The sequence below is a fragment of the Rhodococcus zopfii NBRC 100606 = JCM 9919 genome (assembly GCF_001895025.1).
Classification (GTDB): Bacteria; Actinomycetota; Actinomycetes; order Mycobacteriales; family Mycobacteriaceae; genus Rhodococcus; species Rhodococcus zopfii.
This window is the reverse complement of sequence record NZ_BCXI01000001.1, coordinates 100,385-124,841: the sequence shown is the minus strand read 5'-3', so window position 1 is coordinate 124,841 and position 24,457 is coordinate 100,385. Positions and strand designations below refer to the sequence as shown.

Genomic DNA, 24,457 nt, shown 5'->3' with positions numbered 1-24,457 from the left:
TGGTCCGGTGCGCCCGAGAATAGTGCCGCGGGAGCTGTCACTACGGAAATTCGCGTTACATTCCGTCACAAAACCGACAATTCGAAATTCCGAGATCATCCGGTGATCCGATCGCTACCGAATAGAGATATCAATCGGGAGACGTGACGGAAAATGCACCCGGTATGTCGGGTCCAATATCGATTGGGTTTCGGTCCTCGTGTGGGGGGTGAATTCCGGTGCCGGTTTTGCGTCGTGCAGTCCGGCAATGGTCTAGCTTGAGGGAGCGTCCCCGGCGGTAATGGCTTGACAGCCACCAGCGGGCGCGGACGATCGAAACCAGAGAGAGCAGCACCACCGTCGATTCGACGAGGTCGGACCTGCCACTTGTCGGGGGACGAGCAGGCCCGTTCCGGAATCGCTTTCTTGAAGGGGAGAATTCTGTTGCATGACGCTCAGCAGATGCCGTCGGAAGCCTTCCCCCTCTCCTCCGCGCAACGCTCGATCTGGTTCGCTCAGCAACTGGCACCCGACGTCCCGATCTGCATCGCCCAGTACGTCGATCTCCACGGCGACCTCGATCTCGAGCTGTTGCGCCGCGCCGGCTACACCGCCGGCGGCGAGTTCCAATCCGCCTTCCTCCGGGTGATCGAGGTCGACGGCGAGCCCTACCAGTTCGTCGACCCCACCCTCGGGAGTACCGACATCCCGCTGCTCGACTTCCGCGACGAACCCGACCCGCTCGCCGCGGCACAGGCCTGGATGAACGCCGACTACGCCACCCCGGTGGACCTGGCCCGCGACCCGCTCGTGAACATGACCATTCTGCAGGTCGGTGACCGGCACAACCTGTGGTACAGCAGGATTCACCACGTCGCCCTCGACGGTTACGCGGCGATGACGATGGTCAACCGCATCGCCGAGTTGTACACCGCGGCGGTCGAGGGCCGCGATCCGGAACCGTCCCGCGCCGCGGACCTGCGGACCCTCTACGAATGGGATCGCGACTACCGCGAGTCGAGCCGATTCGGTGCCGACCGCGACTACTGGGTGGGCCGGGTCGCCGGCATGGACGACGGCACCACCCTGGCCCGGCGCACCGCACCGACCGCCGCGCGCAGCACCCTGACCGGAACCGCCCTGCCCGACGATCTGGTGCGGCATCTGACCGTCACCGACGACACCGCCGGTTCGTCGCCCACCGCCGTGGTGACCGCCGCGTTCGCCACCTATCTCTCCCGGATGACCGGCCACGACGACGTGGTGGTGAACCTGCCGGTGTCGGCGCGCACCACCGCGCTGGTGCGGCGTTCCGGCGGCATGGTCGTCAACACGGTGCCGCTGCGCATCCGCATCGAACCCGACGACACCCGCGAAACCCTCGTCGGGCGGGTTCAACTCGAACTGACCGGCGCGCTGCGACACCAGCGCTGCAGCCTCGAGGACGTGCGCCGCGAAACCGGCGCGGCCGGCGACGGCCGCCGATACGCCGGGCCGCAGATCAACATCATGCTGTTCCATCAGCAGATCCAGCTCGGCCCGGTCCGCGGCGAGTTCCACATCATGACCTCCGGTCCCGTCGAGGACCTGCTGGTGAACATCTACCAGTCCGGAACCCCGGCCCGGACGTTCGTCGACTTCCGCGGCAACCCGAACCAGTACGACGAGGACGAGCTGGAGGTGCACCACGGGCGGTTCGTGAACCTGCTCGACGAATTCGTCCGGGCCGCACCCGACACCGCGATCGACGCGATCCACGCGGACTCCGCCGGGATCGGCCGGCAGGTGCGCCGCACCGCCGCGACCGCCGCGTTCTGGGACCGCACCCTCGCCGGCGCCCCGGAACGCCTGGAACTGCCCTCGCTGCGGCGCCGTGCCGCGCATCGGTCCGGCACCGCCCGGCTCGACGTGACGATGCCCGCCGACCCGGCCGCCCTCGCCGACCTGGCCGGGGGCCGGGAGCACCTGCCCCGGGTGCTGCACGCCGCGCTGGCGGTGCTCCTCGCCCGGCTGACGGGCACCGAGGACACCGTCGTCGGGATGCCCTCCGAGACTGCTGTGCTGCCCCTGCGGGTTCCGCTGTCCGGCGCCGAGTCGTTCGGCACCGTCCTCGCGCGGGTTCAGGCCGCCGATGCGGAGGCCTTCGCCCACGCCGACGTGACCGCGGACGCCCTGGCCCGGGCCGGGGATCTCGTGCTCCCGGTGCTGTTGAGTGTCGCCGACCGGGACGACCCGGCCGCTCCCGCGTCGGCACCGGTCGACGTCGCCCTGCACGTCACCCCCGCCGACGCCGGCCTGCGGGTGCAGTGCACCTATGCCGATGAGGTGTTCGACGCCGAGAACATCCGCGAACTCGTCGACCGCTGGTCCCGGGTCCTGGCCGCGGTCACCACCGATCCGGACGCCCCGGTGGGGGACATCGACTTCGTCGCCCCCGCCGAGCTGGCCGGGCTGGTCCCGGCGCGCGGACGGCCGACGATGTCGCCACAGCTGTGGCACGAGCTGCTCTCGTCGGTGGCGGCGATCGTGCCGGACACCGTGGCACTGTCCTGCCTGGACCGCACCGTCACCTACGGCGAACTCGACGAATGGTCCAACCGTGCGGCCCGGGTCCTCATCGACGCCGGTCTGGGGCCAGACACCTTCGTCGCCCTCGGCATGGCACGGTCGATCGAATCGGTCGCCGCGATCTGGGCGGTCGCCAAATCCGGTGCGGCGTTCGTCCCCGTCGATCCCGCCTACCCGAACGACCGCATCGAGTACATGCTCACCGACTCCGGTGCGGTCCTCGGCGTGACATCGGCCGCGCACCGCGAGAACCTGCCGGACGCCGTGCCGTGGCTGGTGATGGACGGCCCCGAATTCCGGGAGCGGGTCGCCGCGGCCTCCCCGCTGCCGCTGACCGACCTCGATCGCCGCGCGGCCCTGCACGTCGACCACCCCGCCTACGTGATCTACACCTCCGGTTCCACCGGCCGACCCAAGGGCGTCGTCGTCCCCCACCGGGGGCTGGCCAACCTGTCCGCCTCGCTGCACAACCGGCTGGCGCCGCCCCCGACCGCCCGGGTCTCGCATTTCTCGTCGCCGAGCTTCGACGCCTCGATCTTCGAGTACATGACCGCGTTCAGCATCGGCGCGACCCTCGTCATCGTGCCGGCCACCGTGTACGGCGGCGACGAACTCGCCCGGATCTGGCGCGACGAACACGTCACCCACGCGTTCGCGACCCCCGCCGCGCTGGCCTCGGTCGACCCGGCGGCGGTCGACCTGGAGGTCGTGACGGTCGCGGGGGAGGCGTGCCCACCGGAGCTGGTGGCCCGCTGGGCGCCCCACTGCCGCATGTACAACGGGTACGGACCGACCGAGACGACCATCGTCGTCAACATCACCGCCCCGATGACCCCGGGCGCGCCGATCACCATCGGCACCCCGGTGTGCGGGGTCAACGAGGTCGTCCTCGACGCGCGGCTGCATCCGCTGCCGTCCACGGTCGCGGGCGAACTGTACATCGGGGGACCGGGCGTGACCCGCGGCTATTGCCACAAGCCGGGACTGACCGCCACCCGGTTCGTCGCCGACCCCTACGGCGCCCCGGGCACCCGCATGTACCGCACCGGCGACGTGGTGCGGTGGCGATCCAACGGCGACCGGGCGAACGCCGAATACCTGGGCCGCTCCGACTTCCAGGTGAAGATCCGCGGATTCCGCATCGAACTCGGCGAGATCGACGCGGTGCTCACCGACCACGACGACGTCGCGTTCGCCGTCACCCTCGGGCACACCGCGCCGTCCGGCGACACCCTGCTCGCCGCCTACGTGCTGCCCGAATCCGGGCACACCGTCGACGTCGCCGACCTGCTCGCCCACGTCGGCAGCCGGTTACCGGCGCACATGCTGCCCGCCGCGGTGACGGTGCTCGACGAGATCCCGCTGACCCCGGTCGGCAAACTCGACCGTCGTGCCCTGCCCGAGCCGGTGTTCACCTCCGCCGCCGAGTTCACCGCCCCCACCACCGACACCGAACGTGCCGTCGCCGAGGTGTTCGCCGATCAGCTCGGCATCGACCGGGTCGGGATCGACGACAGCTTCTTCGACCTGGGGGGCAACTCGCTGGTCGCCACCCGGGTGCTGGCGCGCATCAACACCGCGCTCGGCACCGACGTGGGTGTGCGGGCCCTGTTCGAGGCGCCCACGGTCCGGACCTTGTCGGCGGCACTGCACGCCGCCGGCGCCGTCGACCGGCCCCCGCTGGTCGCCGGGCCGCGCCCGGACCCGATTCCCGTGTCCGCGGCGCAGCAGCGCATGTGGTTCGTCAACCAGCTCGACACCGCCTCGGCCGCCTACAACATCCCGATGGCGATCCGGTTGACCGGCCGGCTCGACGTCGCTGCCCTCTCGGCCGCCGTCCGCGACGTGGTGACCCGTCACGAGTCGCTGCGCACAGTGTTCCCCGCCACCGCCGACGGCCCGGTCCAGGTCGTCCGGTCCCCGGAAGCGATGCCCGGCCTGGTTCCCGTCCCGGTCGCCGCCGACCGGATCGAGACCGCCGTCACGACCTGCGCGGCAACGGGATTCGATGTCTCCACCGAACTGCCCCTGCGGGTCGCGCTGTTCGAGCTCGGACCCGACGAGCACGTCCTGGCGGTGGTCGCCCACCACATCGCGGCCGACGGTGCCTCCCTGGCGCCGCTGGCCCGCGACGTGATGTCCGCCTACCTGGCACGCAGCGCCGGCAACGCGCCGGCGTGGGAGCCGCTGCCGGTGCAGTACGCGGACTTCGCGCTGTGGCAGCGCGACTGGCTCGGCGACCCCGACGACCCCGAATCGGTGGCGGCCCGCCAGCTCGCCTTCTGGCGCGACCGCCTCGCCGGCGCCCCCGAACTGCTGTCGCTGCCCACCGACCGGCCACGGCCCCCGCAGCAGTCCTTCCGTGGCGACACGGTTCGTTTCGACATCGAACCGGACCTGTACCGGCGCATCACCGCGACCGCACAGACCCACGCCGCGACCCCCTTCATGACGGTGCACGCCGCGCTCGCGGCGCTGCTCGCCCGCCTGACCGGCAGCGACGACATCAGCATCGGCAGCCCCGTCTCCGGCCGCGGCGACCGCGCCCTCGACGACCTGGTCGGCATGTTCGTCGGCACCGTCGTCCTGCGCACCCCCGTGTCCGGCGCGACCTCCTTCACCGAACACCTGCAGGCGGTCCGCGCCGTCGATCTCGACAGCTTCGACCACACCGACGTGCCGTTCGAGCTGGTCGTCGACACCCTCGCCGCGGGCCGCTCCGCCGCGTACTCACCGCTGTTCCAGGTGATGCTCGCCTTCCAGAACAACGAGGCCGCCCACCTGACACTGCCGGGACTGTCCGTCGACGTCGCCGAGATCGGCACCGCCACCACCAAGTTCGACCTGCATCTGCTGCTCACCGAGGTGCCCGGCGACGACGGCAGCCCGGTCGCGCTCAGCGGGGCCCTGTCCTACGCCACCGACCTGTTCGACCGTGCCACCGCCGCCGCGTTCGCGGACCGGTTCGTGCGGCTGCTCACCGCTGCCGTCGACACCCCCGACGCCCCGATCGGCGACCTCGACCTGCTCACCCCCACCGAACGCAGCCGCATCCTCGACGAGTGGAACGCCACCGACGCCCCCCGCATCGGCGGCACCCTCGCCGACCTGTTCGACGCCCAGGTCCGCCGCAGCCCCGACAGCCCGGCCGTGACCTTCGGCGACACCACCCTCACGTACGCCGAGTTCGACGCCCGCGCCAACCGCCTCGCCCGCCACCTCACCGGCCTCGGGGCCGGACCCGGCAGCATCGTGGGACTGGCCATGCACCGGTCGATCGACTTGCTCGTCGGCATGTACGCCGCCACCAAAGCCGGCGCCGCCCACCTGCCCCTCGACCCCGAGCATCCCGCCGACCGACTCGACTATGTGCTGGCCGACGCCGCCCCGGTCTGCGTGCTCACCACCACCGCCGACCACGCCGACCTGCCGGACGGGTCCGACATCGTGTACCTGGATCGGCTCGACACCCGCGGTTACGCGGACACCCCGGTCACCGACGCCGAGCGCACCGCGCCGCTACGCCCCACCGACCTGGCCTACGTCCTGTACACCTCCGGTTCCACCGGCCGGCCCAAGGGCGTGGCCGTCGCCCACGCCGCCATCGTCAACCGGTTGCGCTGGATGCAGCACACCTACCCGCTGACCGCCGCCGACACCGTGCTGCAGAAGACCCCCGCCACGTTCGACGTGTCGGTGTGGGAGTTCTTCTGGCCCCTGCAGACCGGCGCGCGGCTGGTCGTCGCCGCCCCCGACGGGCATCGCGACCCCGCCTACCTGGCGCGGCTGATCGAGGCCACCGGCGTCACCGTCGCGCACTTCGTGCCGTCGATGCTCGCGGTGTTCGTCGCCGCCACCGACCCGCAGCGCTGCACCTCGCTGCGGCTGGTGTTCTGCAGCGGCGAGACGCTGCCCGCCGAGACCGCCGCCGCCGCCCGCGGCGCGCTGCCCGGCGCGGCACTGCACAACCTGTACGGGCCGACGGAGGCGGCCGTCGACGTCACCGCCTGGCGCGTCACCGCGGCCGATACCGGCGACGTCCCCATCGGCACCCCGGTGTGGAACACCCGCGTCCACGTCCTCGACACGCGCCTGCAACCGGTGCCGGTCGGCGCAGTCGGCGAACTGTATCTGTCCGGCATCCAACTGGCCCGCGGCTATCTGGCCCGCCCGGACCTGACCGCCGACCGGTTCGTCGCCGACCCGCACGGCGGCGGTCAACGCATGTACCGCACCGGCGACCTCGTGTCGTGGCGCGCGGACGGGGCGCTGCGTTACCTCGGCCGCAGCGACTTCCAGGTCAAACTCCGCGGGCAACGCATCGAACTCGGTGAGATCGAACAGGCGCTGCGCGCCCACGAACACATCGCGCAGGCCGCGGTCCTCGTCCATCACGGTGCCGACGACCGGCTCGTCGGGTATGTTGTGCCAGCCGCCGGGCAGCGTCTCGATCCCGCCGCGGTGACCGCGTTCGTCGCCGCGCGCCTGCCCGACTACATGGTGCCCGCCCACATCACGGTGCTGGAGCGGATGCCGACCGGCCCCACGGGGAAACTGGACCGCCGCGCACTGCCGGTCCCGGAGCCGACCGCGCCCGCCGACCGCACCGCACCGCGCAGCACCGTCGAGGAACTGCTCGCGTCGATCTTCGCGGATCTGCTCGGCACCGACCGCGTCGGCGTCCACGACAACTTTCTCGATCTCGGCGGCAACTCCCTGCTCGCCATGCGGCTGGCCGCGCGGATCTCCGCCGCCTTCGGCACCGACATCGGGGTGCGCGACCTGTTCGACAGCCCCACCGTCGCCGCGCTCGCCGACCGCCTCGAGCTCGGCGCGGACACCGCGCTGCGTCCGGCGCGGCCGCCGCTGCACCCGGTCGACCTGCCCGAGAAGATTCCGCTGTCCCCGGCCCAGCAGCGCATGTGGTTCATCAACCAGTTCGACACCACATCCCCGGCGTACAACATCGCCGTCGCGCTGCGCCTGAGCGGCACCGTCGATCTGTCCGCGATGCGTCACGCGCTCGCCGACGTCGCTCTGCGCCACGATTCGCTGCGCACCCGCTACCCGCTCACCGACGACGGCCCCACCCAGGTGGTGGTGCCCGCGACCGCGGCCCTGCCCGAGCTGACCGTCACCGCCGTCACCGACCCGGCCGACCCGACCCCGGACATCCACGCCGTGGTGTCCGCCGGCTTCGACGTCGCCGCCGAGGTCCCGGTGCGGTTGCAGCTGTTCGCCGTCGACGAGCGCAAACACATTCTGGTGCTCGTCGTCCATCACATCGCCGCCGACGGCTTCTCGATGCTGCCGCTGGCCCGCGATGTCATCGCCGCCTACACCGCCCGTAGCAGCGGCGAGGCCCCGCAGTGGACGCCGCTGCCGGTGCAGTATCCCGACTACACGATGTGGCAGCACGCGGTGCTCGGCAACGACAGCGACCCCGACTCCACCGCCGGACGACAGCTCGCGTTCTGGCGCGAGAACCTCGAGGCGGTCCCCGAACTGCTGGAGCTGCCCCTGGACCGGCCGCGGCCGGTGCAGCAGAGCCAACGCGGCGCCCGCATCCCGTTCACCGTCGACGCCGACACGCATCGCGCGCTGCTGACCCTGGCCCGCACCCACGACGCGTCGCTGTTCATGGTCGTGCACGCGGCGCTGTCGGTGCTGCTGGCGCGGTTGTCCACCTCCACCGACATCGTCGTCGGCACCCCGGTCGCCGGCCGCGGCGACCGTGCCCTCGACGACATGGTCGGCATGTTCGTCAACACCGTGGTACTGCGCACCGGCGTCGACGACCGGGAGTCGTTCACGAATCTGCTGCACCGCGTCCGCGGCAGCGACCTGTCCGCCTTCACCCACGCCGACATCCCGTTCGAGCGGCTCGTCGAGGTTCTCGACCCGCCCCGTTCCACTGCCTACTCACCGTTGTTCCAGGTGCTGCTCGAGTTCCAGGACATCGCCCGTCCCGAGGTGATCCTGCCCGGCCTCACCGCCACGGTCCTCGACCTCGAGCCCGCCCTGTCGCACTTCGACCTGCAACTGGCGATCGCCGAGACCACCGGCGGGGACGGACCGGCCGGGCTACGGGCGGCGTTCACCTACGCCACCGACCTGTTCGACGCGGATACCGTCGTCTCCTTCGCCGACCGCTTCCGGCGGATCCTCACCGCGATCGTCGCGGAACCGGACCGCCCGATCGGCGACATCGAGATCGTCACCCCCACCGAATTGGCCACGCTCGCGCCCGCACGGGGCCTGCCGCCGGTGTCCCCGCAGCTGTGGCCGGAACTGCTGTCCTCGGTCGCCGCGATCGTGCCGGCCGCGGTGGCGTTGTCCTATGCGGGCCGCAACGTCACCTACGGCGAACTCGACGCCTGGTCCAACCGGGTCGCCCGGGTGCTGATCGACGCGGGGGCCGGGCCGGAAACCTTCGTCGCGCTCGGCATCTCCCGGTCGGTCGAGTCGGTCGCCGCGGTGTGGGCGGTCACCAAGTCCGGTGCCGCCTTCGTGCCCGTCGACCCGACCTATCCGGCCGAGCGCATCGGCTACATGCTCACCGACTGCCACGCCACCATCGGGTTGACCACCGCCGCGCACCGCGACGGGCTGCCCGACACGGTGCCGTGGCTGGTGCTCGACGACCCGGAGGTCCGCGCGCGGCTGTCCGCCGTCTCGGCGGATCCGGTCACCGACGCCGACCGCATCACGGCCCTGCACTTCGACCACCCCGCCTACCTGATCTACACGTCCGGATCCACCGGCCGCCCCAAGGGCGTCGTTGTCGCCCACCGCGGCATGACCAATCTCAATGCCGAAGTGCGCCATCATTTCTCGATCACGCACGGGGCGCGGGTCTCCCATCTGGCCTCGCCGAGTTTCGACGCGTCGATCTTCGAGCTGACCAAGGCGTTCTGCGCCGGCGCGACGCTGGTGATCATCCCGCCCAGCGTGTACGGCGGCGACGAGCTGGCCCGCATCCTGCGCGACGAGCACGTCACCCACGCGTTCATCACTCCGACCGCGCTCGCCTCCCTCGATCCGGCCGGGCTCGAGCACCTGGAGGTGCTCGTCGTCGCCGGGGAGGCCTGCCCCCCGGAACTGGTGGCGCGCTGGGCGGCGGGCCGTCGCATGTACAACGGCTACGGGCCGTCCGAGGCGACCATCGAAACCAGCGTCAGCCCCGACATGCATCCCGGGGAAACGGTCACCGTCGGCGGTCCGGCCATCGGTTTCCACGAGGTCATCCTCGACGACCGGCTGCGGCCCGTCCCGGTGGGGGTGGCCGGCGAACTGTACATCGCCGGTGCCGGGGTGGCCCGCGGCTACCATCGCCGCCCCGACCTGACCGCCGTCCGGTTCGTCGCCGACCCGTACGGCAGCGCGGGGGAACGGATGTACCGCACCGGCGACGTGGTGCGCTGGCTCTCCGACGGCACCGTCGAATACCTCGGCCGCACCGACTTCCAGGTCAAGGTCCGCGGTTTCCGCATCGAACTCGGCGAGATCGACGCTGCGCTCACCGCCCACCCGGACGTCACCTTCGCCGTCACCCTCGGGCACACCGCCCCGTCCGGGGACACCGCGCTCGTCTCCTACGTGCTGCCCGACGTCGGCCACACCGTCGACACCGCCGCCGTGCGCGCCCATGCCGCCGGCCGGCTGCCCGCGCACATGGTGCCGGCCGCGATCGTCGTGCTCGACAAGATCCCGCTGACCCCGGTCGGCAAGCTGGACCGCCGAGCCCTGCCGGTGCCGGATCTGACCGCCACGAGCGGCGACTACCACCCGCCGAGCAGCGACCTCGAGGCAACCATCGCCGGGCTCGTCGCCGAGGTTCTCGGCCACGACCGGGTGTCTGTCGACGACAGCTTCTTCGACATCGGCGGCAATTCGCTGCTCGCGACCCGCGTGCTGGCCCGTATCAACGCCGCGCTCGGCACCGATGCCGGGGTGCGTGCCCTGTTCGAGGCCCCGACCGTGCGCACACTGGCCGCCCGCATCCTCGACGACCACGGCGGCAGCACCCGCATCCCGCTCACCGCCGGGGAGCGGCCCGAGAAGATTCCGCTGTCCCCGGCGCAGCAGCGCATGTGGTTCGTCAACCAGTTCGACACCGCCTCCGCGGCATACAACATTCCCCTGGCCATCCGGCTGTCCGGGCGCCTGGACATCGCGGCGCTGACCACCGCCGTCCACGACGTGCTGACCCGCCACGAAAGCCTGCGCACCTGGTACCCCGCCGACGCGGACGGCCCGCACCAGCAGATCGCGCCGCCGGAACGGGCCATGCCGGACCTGGATCCGATCCCGGTCGCCGCCGCGGACCTGCCCGGCCGCGTCTTCGCCGCGATCACCGCCGGCTTCGACGTCGCCGCCGCCGTCCCGGTCCGCGCCGCGTTGTTCGCCACCGGACCCGACGACCACGTGCTCGTCCTGGTCGTGCACCACATCGCCGCCGACGGCGCCTCCATGGCACCGCTGGCCCGCGACGTGATGACCGCCTATCTGGCGCGCACCCGCGGCGAGAGTCCCGGGTGGGAACCGCTGCCGGTGCAGTACGCCGACTACGCGCTGTGGCAGCGGCAGCTGCTCGGGGACCCCGACGACCCCGACTCCCTCGCGTCCCGGCACCTCGAACACTGGCGACGCACCCTCGCCGACGTGCCGGAAGTGCTCGCCCTGCCCACCGATCGTCCCCGGCCCCCGCAACAGTCGTTCCGCGGCGACACGGTGCACTTCACCGTCCCCGCCGCCGTGCATCGCGGCCTGCAGGCGCTGGCCGCCCGTCACGGCGCGACCCTGTTCATGACCGTGCACGCCGCCCTGTCGGTGCTGCTGGCGCGGCTGTCCGGCAGCGACGACATCGCCGTGGGCACCCCGATAGCCGGTCGCGGACACCGCGCCCTCGACGACCTGATCGGCATGTTCGTCAACACGCTGGTGCTGCGCACCCCGGTCAGTGGCGCCCTCTCGTTCGCCGAGCAGCTCGAACGCACCCGCGAGGTCGACCTCGCCGCGTTCGGGCACACCGAACTGCCGTTCGAGAAACTCGTCGACGCGCTCGCCCCGGCCCGCGCGCTCGACCACACCCCGCTGTTCCAGGTGGTCCTCGAGTTCCAGAACAACGAGCGCCCCCACCTGGAGCTGCCCGATCTGATCGTCGACGCCCTCGACGCCGACCCGCACGTCGCCAAGTTCGACCTGCAGTTGACGATGGGGGAGCAGGCCCCCACCGGGGTCGCCGAACCCGCCGGCCTGCACGGCGCGTTCACCTACGCCACCGACCTGTTCGACGCCGACACCGTCGCCGCCCTCGCGCAGCGGTTCCTGCGGCTGCTCACCGCGGTCACCGCCGATCCGACCGTCCCCGTCGGCGACATCGACCTGCTCGACTCCGGCGAACACGAGCCGGTCGTGCCCACCACCGCCGGTTCCGAGCTGACCCTGATGGACCTGTTCGACCGGGCCGCGGCCGCCACCCCCGACGCGGTCGCCGTCACCGCCGTCGACGGGCAGCTCACCTATCGGCAGCTGTCGAGCCACGCGCACCGCCTCGCCCGCGCGTTCGCCGCGCGCGGGGCCGCGCCCGGCACGCTGGTCGCGGTGGCGTTGCCGCGCACCACCCATCTGGTCGCGGTGCTGCTGGCCGTCCTCGACACCGGCGCCGCGTACCTGCCGGTCGACGTGGCGTATCCCCCGGAGCGGCTGGCGTTCATGTTCGACGACGCCCGGCCGGTCTGCGTGGTCACCACCAGCGTCTATTGGGATGCGCTGCCGCGCACCGGTATCCCCACGCTCATGCTCGACGAGGCGGTCACCGCCTCCGAGATCGCCGCGCTGCCGGACACTGCACTCGACGACCGGGAACGCCACGGCCGCCGGCACCCCGAGCACCCCGCCTACGTCATCTACACCTCCGGTTCCACCGGCCGCCCCAAGGGCGTGGTGGTTCCGCACCGCACCGTCGTGGCCCTGCTCGACGCCACCGCACCGCGGTACCGGTTCGACCGGCACGACGTGTGGACGATGTTCCACTCGTACGCGTTCGACTTCTCGGTCTGGGAAATGTGGGGTGCCCTCGCCTACGGTGGCCGACTCGTCGTCGTCGACCACGACACCGCCCGTTCCCCGGACAGCTTCCTCGAGTTGCTGCGCCGCGAACACGTCACCGTGCTCAACCAGACCCCGACCGCGTTCTATCAGCTCGTCGAGGCCGACCGGGCCGCCGCCGGCAGCGGCCTGTCGCTGCGCTGGGTGATCTTCGGCGGCGAGGCCTTGGATCTGGCGCAGCTCGAACGCTGGTACCGGCGGCACCCGGACAGCGCCCCGACGTTGGTGAACATGTACGGCATCACCGAGACGACGGTGCACGTGACCGCGCTGCCGCTGGACCGGCGGTCCGCGGCCGCCGCCACCGCCAGCGTCATCGGGGACGCGGTGCCGGGATTGCGGCTGCGTATCCTCGACGCCCGCCTGCATCCGGTGCCGGCGGGGGTGGCCGGCGACCTGTACGTCGCCGGGGACCAGCTCACCCACGGCTACCTGGGCCGCCCGGACCTGACCGCGGCCCGATTCGTCGCCGACCCGCACGGCGCCCCCGGCTCCCGCCTGTACCGCACCGGGGATCTGGCGCGCCGCACCCGCAGCGGCGACGTCGAATACCTGGGCCGCAGCGACTTCCAGGTGCAGTGGCGCGGTTTCCGCATCGAACTCGGCGAGGTCGAGGCGGCGCTCATGCGCTGCCCGGGCATCGCCCGCGCGGTCGCGGTCGTGCACCACGACGACCGCGCCGGCACCGACAGCACCACCGACCGGCTCGTCGGCTACGTGGTCCCGGAAACCGGCGTCGACGTCGACGTCGCGGCGACCTTGGCGACGGTTGCCGCGGACCTGGCCGCCTACATGGTGCCCGCCACCCTGGTGGTGCTGGACGCGCTGCCGATCACCGCGACCGGCAAGCTGGATCGGCGGGCGCTGCCGGCCCCGGACTTCGCGGCGCTGTCCACCAGCACCCGCGCCCCGGCCGGGGAGATCGAAACCCGGCTCGTCGCACTGTTCGCGCAGGTGCTCGGCGTCGACACGGTCGGGGTGGACGATTCGTTCTTCGCGCTCGGTGGCGACAGCATCATGTCGATCCAGCTGGTGGCCCGCGCCAAGACCGCCGGCCTGGACTTCACCCCCCGCGACGTGTTCGAACACAAGACACCGGCGGCGCTGGCCGCGGTGACCGCGCTCGGCGCCACCGCCGGCACGGCGCTGCCGGAACTGCCCGGCGGCGGTCTCGGCGACGTGCCGGCCACCCCGATCGTGCGGTGGCTGATCGACCGCGGCGGCAACCTCGACCGGTACTCGCAGGCGGCGCTGCTGCGCCTGCCGGCCGGCCTCGACCCGGCCACCGTCACCGCGGTCCTGCAGGCCGTCCTCGACCGTCACGACATGCTGCGGGCCCGGCTGGTCCCGGCCGTCGACGGCGACCCGGCCGGGGTGACGCTGCAGGTGCGGGCGCCCGGCAGCGTCACCGCCGCGGACCTGGTGCATCGGGTGCCGGTGACCTCCGCCGCCGACAGCGACGACTTCTTCGCGCTGGCCGGCGCCGAACTCGACGCCGCCGCGGACCGGCTCGATCCGGCCGCCGGGGTGCTGGTGCAGGCGGTGTGGTTCGACGCGGCCGCCGGTTCCGGCCGGCTGCTGCTGGTGCTGCACCATCTCACCGTCGACGGGGTGTCCTGGCGGATTCTGGTGCCCGACCTGGCCGCGGCGTGGGCGGCGACCCTCGATCCGGCGGCCGGGCCGCTCGAACCGGCCGGCGGCACGTCGATGCGCCGCTGGGCGCACGCCCTCGTCGAGGAGGCGCAGCGCCCGGCGCGGGTCGCCGAACTCGACTTCTGGCGCGGGGTGACCGCCGACGGCGACCCCCTCCTCGGGGATCGTCCGCTCGATCCGGATCTCGACACCGCCGCGACCGTCACCACGCTGAGCACGGACCTGCCGGCGCCGGTGACCGAGGCGCTGCTGACCACCGTGCCGCAGGCGTTCCACGGCACCGTCAACGATGCGCTGCTCACCGTGCTGGCGCTGGCGGTCACCGCGTGGCGCCAGAGCCGCACCGGCGTCGGGTCGGTGCTGGTCTCCCTCGAGGGGCACGGCCGCGACACCACCGCGGTGCCCGGCGCCGACCTGTCCGGCACCGTCGGCTGGTTCACCACCATCCACCCGGTGCGGCTCGACGTCACCGGTGTCGATCTCGACGACGCCCTGCGCGGCGGCCCCGCCGCCGGACGCGCTGTCAAGGCGGTCAAGGAACAGCTCGCCGCGGTGCCCGGGCAGGGCCTGGGCTACGGGCTGCTGCGGTACCTGAACGCGGACACCGCCCCCACCCTGGCCGCGGCCGCGGCCCCGCAGCTGAGTTTCAACTACCTGGGCCGGGTCACCACCGGCACCGAAACCGGCGGGGACGCCCCGTGGCTGCCGGTCACCGGGTTCGATCGCGGCGGCGCGCAGAGCCCGGACCTGCCGGCTGCCGCGGTCGTCGACATCAATGCGGTGACCGTCGACACCGCCGACGGGCCGGTGCTGCGCGCCCACTGGTCGTTCCCGGCCGGGCTGCTCGACACCACGACCGTCACCGCCCTGACCGCGGCCTGGACCCGGGCGGCGACGGCGCTGGCCGATCACGTGCGCGACCCGCACGCCGGCGGTCTGACCCCGTCCGATCTGCCGCTGGTGCGGCTGGACCAGGACACCGTCGAACGACTCGAGCAGCGCTACGGCCCGCTCGAGACGGTGTGGCCGCCGGCACCGCTGCAGACCGGCCTGCTGTTCCACGCGCTGCTCGCCGGCCAGTCCGCCGACGCCGCCGCCGATGCGTATGTCGTGCAACTGTGCTTCGAGTTGCGCGGCACCGTCGACCCGGACCGGATGCGCCGGGCCGCGACGCTGCTGCTCGCGCGGTACCCGAACCTGCGGGCCGCGTTCACCGGAGACGGCACCGGCGGATTCGTGCAGGTGATCCCGGCGCACGTCGAATTGCCGTGGACGGTGCTGGACCTGTCCGGGCACGAGGACCCCGACGGCGACGCCGACCGGATCCTCGACACCGACCGGCGCACCCGCTTCGACACCGCCACCGCGCCGCTGCTGCGCGGCACGGTGCTGCGCACCGGCGCCGACCGATACCGGCTGGCGTTGACGAACCATCACATCCTGCTCGACGGCTGGTCCACCCCGCTGCTGGTCAAGGAACTGCTGGTGCTGTACGCCGCCGCCGGCGATCCCGCCGCCCTGGACCGGCCGAACAGCTACGGCGACTACCTCGCCTGGCTCGCCGCCCGGGACGTCGACGATTCCCTCGACACCTGGACCCGGGCGCTGGCCGGGGTCGAGGACGCCACCCTGCTCGCCCCCGACCATCGCACCGCTGCCGGCGGCGTCTCCGAGGATCTGCTCGTCGACCTGACCGCGGATCTGTCGGCCCGCTTGGAGGGGGTCGCCGCGCACCGCGGTGTCACCGTGAACACCCTGGTGCAGACGGCGTGGGGCCTGGTGCTCGGGGCGTTGACCGGCCGCACCGACGTGGTGTTCGGCGCGACCGTCTCGGGTCGCCCCCCGCAGATTCCCGGCGTCGAAACGATGGTGGGCCTGTTCATCAACACGGTGCCGGTGCGCATCACCGTTCGCCCGGACGAGGCGATCGGGACGCTGCTCGATCGGGTGCAGGCCGAGCAGGCCGCCCTGTTCGACCACCACCACGTGCGGCTGAGCACCCTCGAACAGCGGGTCGGGGCCGCGGCCCGCTTCGACACGCTGACGGTGTTCGAGTCGTACCCGATCGACTCGGCCGGGCTGACCTCCGACACCGATATCGCCGGGATGCGGGTGGCCGACATCGTCGGCCGCGACGCGGCGCACTATCCGCTGAGCATCGTCGCGCACAGCGACGCGACGCTGCACCTGAAGATGAAGTTCCTGCCGGAGGTGTTCGACCGGGCCGCGGTCACCACGATCGCGCACCGCATCGAACGGGTCCTCGAGATCCTGGCGGGCGATCCGGGCACCCGCGTCGCCGCGGTGGACGTGCTCACCGCCGCCGAACACGCCGCGCTGGTCCCGGTCACCGGGCCGGAGGGGGGCACCGCGTTCACCCTGCCGGAGTTGTTCGCCGCGACCGCGGCCGCGCATCCGGAGGCGATCGCGGTGACCGCCGGCGACCGGCACCTGACCTACCGGGACCTCGACGACTGGTCGACCCGCGCCGCGCGGGTGCTGCTCGCCGGCGGGGTGGGCCCGGAAACGTTCGTGGCCCTGGGGATCTCCCGGTCCCTCGAATCGGTGGCCGCGATGTGGGCGATCACCAAGACGGGGGCGGCATTCGTGCCGGTCGATCCGAACTATCCGCCGGAGCGCATCGCGTTCGTCCTCGACGACTGCGGCGCCACCGTCGGGGTGACGACCACCGCGCACCGGGACCGGCTGCCGGATGCGGTGCCGTGGCTGATGCTCGACGATCCCGCGCTTGCCGCGCGGATCGCGGACGCGCCCGCCGACCCGGTCACCGACGCGGACCGGCCGGCGACGCTGCGGCTCGACCATCCCGCCTACCTGATCTACACCTCCGGTTCGACGGGCCGGCCCAAGGGTGTGGTGACCACCCACCGCAGTCTCGAGAACTTCGCGGTGGACCAGCGGCGCCGCTTCGGTGCCGGCCCGGGTTCGCGGGTCATGCACTTCTCGTCGCCGAGCTTCGACGCATCGATCTTCGAGTACCTGGCCGCGTTCGGGTCCGGCGCCACCCTCGTCGTGGTGCCCCCGAGCGTGTACGGCGGCGACGAACTGGCCCGGGTCCTGCGCGAACAGCGGGTCACCCACGGGTTCATCACCCCGGCGGCGCTGGCGTCGCTGCGGCCCACCGACCTCCCCGACCTCGTCGAACTCGCCGTGGGCGGCGAGGCCTGGCAGCCGGAGCTGCGCGACGCGTGGGCGCCGGGCCGGCGCCTGGTCAACGCGTACGGGCCGACCGAGACGACGATCATGGCGGCGATCAGCGAGCCGATGTCCGTCGGCGGCCCGATGACCCTCGGTGGTCCGCTGCGCGGGGTCCACGCGGTGATCCTCGACGGGGCGCTGCGGCCGGTGCCGGTCGGGGTACCCGGGGAGCTGTACCTGGCCGGGTTGGGGGTGGCCCGCGGCTATCACGCCCGCCCGGACCTGACCGCCGCGCGGTTCGTCGCCGACCCCCACGGCCATCCCGGGGAGCGGATGTACCGCACCGGGGACATCGTCCGCTGGACCGACGGGCTCGAACTCGAGTACGTGGGCCGCTCCGACTTCCAGGTCAAGGTCCGCGGTTTCCGCATCGAACTGGGCGAGATCGATGCTGCGCTGACCGCCCACCCGGACGTCTCGTTCGCGGTGACCCTCGGGCACACCGCCCCGTCCGGGGACACCGTCCTCGTCGCGTACGTGCTGCCCGAACCCGGCCGCACCGTCGACGCCGACATCCTCAAAACGCATGTGGGTGAGTCTCTTCCCGCGCACATGGTGCCCGCGGGGGTGGTCCCGCTCGACGAGATCCCGCTGACCCCGGTCGGCAAACTCGACCGCCGTGCCCTGCCGGTGCCGGACCTGACCGCCACCGCCGGCGGCGGCTATCAGGCACCGGCCACCGACCTGGAAACCGTCGTCGCCGCCGAACTCGCCGCGGTGCTCGGCACCGACCGGATCTCGGTGACCGACAGCTTCTTCGACATCGGCGGCAACTCGCTGATCGCGACCCGCGCGGTCGCGCGGCTGGGGGCCGCGCTCGGCACCGACATCCCGGTGCGGGCCCTGTTCGAGGCACCGGCCGTGCGGGCGCTGGCCGCGCACCTCGCCGACAGCGGTGCCGCCCCCGCCGCCGGGGCCCTGCGCGCGCAGCCCCGCCCCGACCGCATCCCGCTGTCCCCGGCCCAGCAGCGCATGTGGTTCATCAACCAGTTCGACACCGCCTCGGCCGCTTACAACATTCCGCTCGGGATCCGTCTGAGCGGGCACCTGTCGGTCGCCGCGCTCGCGGCGGCCCTGCACGACGTGCTCGACCGGCACGAGAGCCTGCGCACCGTCTACCCGGCCGGTCCGCACGGCCCGAGCCAGCGCATCCTCGCCGCCGACGACGTGCCCCTGAACCTGGACGTGGTCACCACCGGGGAGGCGGACGCGCTCGCCCGGGTGCACGACTTCGTCGGCGCCGGATTCGACGTCACCGTGGACGTGCCGCTGCGCGCCCGGGTGTTCGCCATCGGCCGCGACGAGCACATCGCGGTGCTGGTGGTGCACCACATCGCCGCCGACGGGGCGTCCACCGAGCCGCTGGCCCGCGACCTGATCGCCGCCTACCATGCCCGCACCCGCGGCGAGGCCCCCGCCTGGGAGCCGCTGCCGGTGCAGTACGCCGACTACGCGCTGTGGCAGAACGAGCGGCTCGGCGACACCCGCGATCACACCTCCCGCGCCGCCGCGCAGCTCGCATACTGGCGGCGGACCCTGGCAGGTCTGCCCGACGTGCTGACCCTGCCCACCGACCGCCCACGCCCGCCGCAACAGTCCTTCCGCGGCGACATCGTCCGGTTCCCCATCGACGCGGACCTGCACGCGAAACTGATGCGGCTCGCCGCCGGCCGGGACACCACGTTGTTCATGGCGATGCACGCCGCCCTGTCGGTGCTGCTGGCGCGGCTGTCCGGCAGCGACGACATCGCCGTGGGCACCCCGATAGCCGGCCGCGGCGACCGCGCCCTCGACGACCTGGTCGGCATGTTCGTCAACACCCTGGTGCTGCGGACCCGGGTGCCGGGGCAGCTCGGCTTCGCGGATCTGCTGACGCGGGTCACCACCGCCAACCTCGATGCGTTCGCGCACGCGGACGTCCCGTTCGAGCGGGTCGTCGAGGAACTGGACCCGGCCCGCTCGACCGCGCACTCGCCGCTGTTCCAGGTGTCGATCGAGTTCCAGAACAACACCCGCCCCAGCCTGGAACTGCCGCACCTGACCGTGACCGGGCTGCAACTGGATCCGACGGTGTGCAACTTCGACCTCGAACTGCTGCTCGCCGAAACCCCCACCGGCGGGCTGGATGCGGCGTTCGTGTACGCCACCGACCTGTTCGACGCCGACACCGTCGCCGGGTTCGCGGACCGGTTCGTGCGGCTGCTCGACGCGCTCACCGCCGACCCGCACCGCCCCGTCGGCGACCTCGACCTGGTCACCGCCGACGAGACCTGCGCGCTGGTGCCGGCGTACGGCCCGGCCGGGGCCGGCACCGGCCGGTGGACCGAGTTGCTCGACGCCGCCGTGGCCACCGCACCGGACGGGGTCGCCGTCGTCGACGGGGAACGCACCGTCACCTACCGCGACCTCGACGCCGCTGCGAACCGGCTGGCCCGGCTGCTGCTCGACCGCGGCGCCGGACCCGACACCGTCGTCGCGCTCGCGCTGACCCGCTCCGTCGACTCGGTCACCGCGGTGTGGGCGGTCACCCGATCCGGGGCCGCGTTCGTGCCGGTCGACCCGGCGTACCCCGCCGACCGGATCGCGTACATGCTCGACGACAGCGCCGCCCGGCTCGGCGTGACCACCGCCGCGCACCGCGGCGCCCTGCCGCGCGGCGTCGACTGGATCGTGCTCGACGACCCGGACACCGCCGGCCAGATCGCCGCCCGGGCGGGCACGGCGGTCACCGACCGCGACCGGCCGGCGCCGCTGCACCCGGACCATCCGGCGTACCTCATCTACACCTCCGGCTCCACCGGCCGCCCGAAGGGGGTGACCGTCACCCACCGGGGCCTGGCGGACCTGGCCGCCGAGGAACGCGACCACCTGCAGGTCGAGTCGTGCAGCCGGGTCTCGCACCTGGCCTCGCCGAGTTTCGACGCGTCGGTGTTCGAGCAGGTGATGGCGTTGTCGGCGGCCGCGACGCTGGTGATCGTCCCGCCGGAGGTGTACGGCGGGACGGACCTGGCCGCGGTGCTCGACGCCCACCGGGTCACGCACAGTTTCATCACCCCGACCGCGCTGGCGTCGCTGGATCCGGTCGCGGTACCGGCACTGCGGGTGCTGCTGGTCGCCGGGGAGGCGTGCCCGCCGGAACTGGTGGCCCGCTGGTCGCCGGGCCGCCGCGTCATCGACGCGTACGGGCCGACGGAGGCGACGATCATGACCTCGCTGAGCGCGCCCCTGACCGCGGGTGACGCCGTCACCATCGGACGGCCCACCCGCGGGTTCCGGGCCCTGGTGCTCGACACGCGGCTGCGGCCGGTGCCGGTCGGGGTGCCGGGGGAGCTGTATGTGGCGGGTCCCGGCCTGGCGCGTGGCTACCACGCCCGCCCGGATCTGACCGCGGCCCGCTTCGTCGCCGACCCGCAGGTGCCGGGGCAGCGGATGTACCGCACCGGGGACGTGGTGCGCTGGACCCGCGATCACCAGCTCGACTACGTGGGCCGCTCCGACTTCCAGGTGAAGGTGCGCGGCTTCCGCATCGAACTCGGCGAGATCGACGCCGCGCTCGGCCGCCACGACCATGTGGTGTTCGCGTACACCGTCGGGCACACCGCGCCGTCCGGGCAGACCGTCCTCGTCTCCTACGTGCGGCCCGCACCGGACACCGCGCCCGACCCATCCGAACTGAAAGCGTATGTGGCACAGCAACTCCCGTCGCACATGGTGCCGACAGTGGTGATCGGGCTCGACGAGATCCCGCTGACCCCGGCCGGCAAGCTCGACCGCCGGGCCCTGCCGGCACCGGACTTCGGCACCACCGGCGCCGGCTACCGGGCCCCGGCGAACGACCTCGAACGCCTCGTCGCCGAGACCTTCGCCGAGCACCTCGGCCTGCCCCGGGTGTCGGTGGACGACGGATTCTTCGACCTGGGCGGCACCTCGCTGCTGGCCACCCGCATGCTCCCGGCGCTCGGCGAACGCCTCGGCCGACGGGTGCCGCTGCAGGCGATCTTCGTGCATCCGACTGCGGCGGAGCTGGCGGCGCACCTGACCGAACCGAGCGAGCCGGAAACCGTCGACGACGCGCTGCGGGTGCTGGTGCAGCTGCGCGAGGGCACCGGACCGGCCCTGTTCTGCGTGCACCCCGCCGCCGGGCTGGCCTGGGGCTACGCCACCCTCGCGCAGCGGCTCGACGGGCACCGCCCGGTGTACGGACTGCAGCTGCCGGCGCTCAGCGGCGAACCGCGGATCGACACGATCCGGGCGCTGGCGCACCGGTACGTGCAGGAGATCCGGCGGGTGCAGCCGCACGGGCCGTACCACGTGCTCGGCTGGTCCCTCGGCGGGGTCATCGCCCACGCGGTCGCCGTGGAACTGCGCCGCTCCGGGGAGATCGTCGACACCCTCGCGCTGCTCGACAGTCACCTGGTGACCGCCGGCGGCTCCCCGGCGGTCGGCGTCCGGGAGATGCTCCGGGACCTGGGCGTGTCCGTCAACGGCGGTCCCGAGCCGACGTTCGAACGGGCCGCGGCGATCCTCGACGAGTCGCTCGGCGGCAGCACCGGGCTCACCGCCGCGCACCTCGAACGCATCCACTCCGGGTCGAGCGAGGCGTCCCGCGCGGCACGGCGGCATTCCCCGGACACCTTCGACGGGGACGTGCTGTTCTTCACCGCGAGCCGGTCCGCGTCGCCGGTTCCCGCGGTCGCCGCCTGGCACAACGTGGTGTCCGGGGAGATCCACCAGTACCGCCTCGACTGTGAGCACCACGAGATGGTGTCGGCCGCCGCAGTCGAGACGATCGGCGCGGTGCTCGCGGCCCGGCTCGCCGAGAGCGACAGCACATTCCGGAACTGGGGGCGGGGCGAGGTCGGCACCCACCGGCGCTGACGCGCCGGTCCGCCCCTTCGGCTGCGGGAACCGCCCGAGGGACACCCCGGCGGACTAACGCCCGTGTACCGCCGCGGCGGCGTAGTCGGCGATCTGCTCGTGCGTCAGATGCCGCGCCGGGGACAACAGTTCGGCAAACACCACGCCGACGATGAACTCGACCGCCGCTTCCGGATCCGGGTGCAGGTGCGGCGCCAGGGGCGATCCGGTGACATGGGCCAGGGCACGATCGGTGACGATGTCGACCAGGGCCAGAGCCGCAATTCCCTTGCGCTGCACGAAGGATCGTGCGGCCGCGAGCACGTCGTCGGTGGACACCGAGACATCCTATCGACCCCCGCTGATGAGACACAATTGATCGAAGTGTCTCAGGATGAGACGTTTCTTCCATGACTGCCTCACCGGGCTCCGGGGTCCACCGCCGCACCGAACCACACGGCACCTCACCGTGGGATTCCCTGCATCCCGAACACGACTACGCCGTCGACGAGATCACCGGCCGCATCCCAGCCGGGCTGCGCGGCACCCTCTACCGCACCGGCACCGCGCACCGCTACACCTACCTCGCCGAGGCATCGGTCCCCGGGGGCGACCCCGACTCGATCGCCACCGTCGACCATGCGACGGCCACGACCCGTCGGTTCGTCGGCGACACCGGAAACTCGGTGTGCGAACCGCTGTTCGCGCCGGCCTCGGACACCGAGGGCGACGGATGGTTGCTCACCGTCGAACACTGCGCGGCCGAGCGGCGCTCCCGGGTGCTGATCCTGCCGGCCGCGCGCCCCGACACCGGCCCGGCCGCCCCGATCGGGTTGCGCCACCACGTGCCGACGACCTTCCACGGCACCTTCGTGCCGCGCTGGCGCGCGCCGGGGAACCGGCCCGTACTGCAGCGGATCTGCCCGGCCGCGTCATCCGGGCGGGTTCGGGAAACGCCGCCCCGGGTAGCCGCCGCCTGGTGGCACGTGGCCGGCCGACCGCATCGACGCGGACGCACATGTAGATCGTCGTTCGCGGAAGATCATTTGCAGCAGTTCGGGTCCAGCACGACGCGTAGTGCGTCGAGGGCGTCGCTGCGGGCACTGTGGTAGACGTTCATGCCGCGGCGTTCGGAGGTGACCATGCCGGCCTTGCGGAGCGGGCCGAGGTGATGGCTGACCGTGGATTCGGCGAGTTCGACACCGGTGGCGAGATCGCACGTGCACACCGCACCGTCCGCGGTGGTGAGCAGGATCGACATCAGCTTGATGCGAACCGGATCGGCAAGCGCCTTGAGGCGCAGGGCGACCTCGAGGGCGGCGTCGTCGCCCATGGGTGCGGCCGAGACGGGGGCGCAGCAGATCGGCGCGGTGACGTCGATGACCGGGAGTGCCTTGGGCATGCCGAGAATTCTACCGAACATTCTTGACTTATGTCGAAAAGGTGGGCACGCTGTGAGCACAAGTACTTCGACATACGTCACAAAGGTGGAGGCTGACATGTCCCGCGCACAACTCGCCCTCAACGTCGACGACCTGCAGGAAGCGGTCACGTTCTACACGAAGCTGTTCGGCACCGAACCGGCCAAGCTCAAGCCCGGCTACGCGAACTTCGCGATCGCCGAGCCGCCGCTCAAGCTCGTGCTGCTCGAGAACCCCGGCAAGGGCGGCACCATCAACCACCTCGGAGTCGAGGTCGAATCGAGCGAGAAGGTCCACTCCGAGATCGCCCGCCTGACCGGCGAAGGGCTGTTCACCGACGAGGAGATCGGCACCACCTGCTGCTTCGCCACCCAGGACAAGGTGTGGGTGACCGGCCCGGCCGGGGAGAAATGGGAGGTCTACACCGTCCTCGCCGACTCGGAGACGTTCGGGTCGAGCCCGCAGCACCTCGACGACCCGGCTGCCGCCGAGGGCGGCGCGTGCTGCGGCACTGCCGCCGCTGCGACCGAGGAGAAGCCGGAGGCCGCGGCCGCAACGTCCTGCTGCTGAACAGCACGCACCGATGTCGGCCACCCGAATCGGGTGGCCGACATCGGTGTCTTCAGCGACGGAGTCGGCCGGCGATG

Annotated in this window: 5 protein-coding genes; 3 read left to right on the top strand and 2 right to left on the bottom strand. The window is 72.4% G+C overall.

All coding sequences use genetic code 11. The features are described 5' to 3' along the window. Positions 1–441 precede the first annotated feature (441 nt). A complete protein-coding gene (locus RZ1_RS00495; protein WP_072808183.1) occupies positions 442–22,410 on the top strand; it encodes a non-ribosomal peptide synthase/polyketide synthase in 21,969 nt (7,322 codons plus the stop codon). A gap of 54 nt (positions 22,411–22,464) precedes the next feature. Here the strand turns inward: RZ1_RS00495 and RZ1_RS00490 are convergent, their stop codons facing one another. Further along, positions 22,465–22,728, bottom strand: a complete 264-nt coding sequence (locus RZ1_RS00490; protein WP_072808180.1) for a hypothetical protein — start codon at positions 22,726–22,728, stop codon at positions 22,465–22,467. 71 nt (positions 22,729–22,799) lie between these two features. On the opposite strand from RZ1_RS00490, the gene RZ1_RS00485 reads away from it, so the two are divergent. Further along, a complete protein-coding gene (locus RZ1_RS00485; protein ID WP_072808177.1) occupies positions 22,800–23,501 on the top strand; it encodes a carotenoid oxygenase family protein in 702 nt (233 codons plus the stop codon). Here RZ1_RS00485 and RZ1_RS00480 read toward each other — a convergent pair. Next, positions 23,432–23,791, bottom strand: a complete 360-nt coding sequence (locus RZ1_RS00480) for an Rv2640c family ArsR-like transcriptional regulator (RefSeq protein ID WP_072808175.1) — start codon at positions 23,789–23,791, stop codon at positions 23,432–23,434. The two genes, RZ1_RS00485 and RZ1_RS00480, sit on opposite strands and share 70 nt — an antisense overlap. Before the next feature lie 97 nt (positions 23,792–23,888). Between RZ1_RS00480 and RZ1_RS00475 the strand changes: the two genes are divergently transcribed. Next, the gene (locus RZ1_RS00475; RefSeq protein WP_072808172.1) at positions 23,889–24,380 is read left to right on the top strand and encodes an ArsI/CadI family heavy metal resistance metalloenzyme; all 492 of its coding nucleotides are present in this window, start codon (positions 23,889–23,891) and stop codon (positions 24,378–24,380) included. Positions 24,381–24,457: the final 77 nt, after the last annotated feature.

Coding starts and splice junctions, on each gene's coding strand:
- RZ1_RS00485 (WP_072808177.1), top strand. CDS start 22,800: ATGACTGCCTCACCGGGCTCCGGGGTCCACCGCCGCACCGAACCACAC.
- RZ1_RS00480 (WP_072808175.1), bottom strand. CDS start 23,791: ATGCCCAAGGCACTCCCGGTCATCGACGTCACCGCGCCGATCTGCTGC.
- RZ1_RS00475 (WP_072808172.1), top strand. CDS start 23,889: ATGTCCCGCGCACAACTCGCCCTCAACGTCGACGACCTGCAGGAAGCG.
- RZ1_RS00495 (WP_072808183.1), top strand. CDS start 442: ATGCCGTCGGAAGCCTTCCCCCTCTCCTCCGCGCAACGCTCGATCTGG.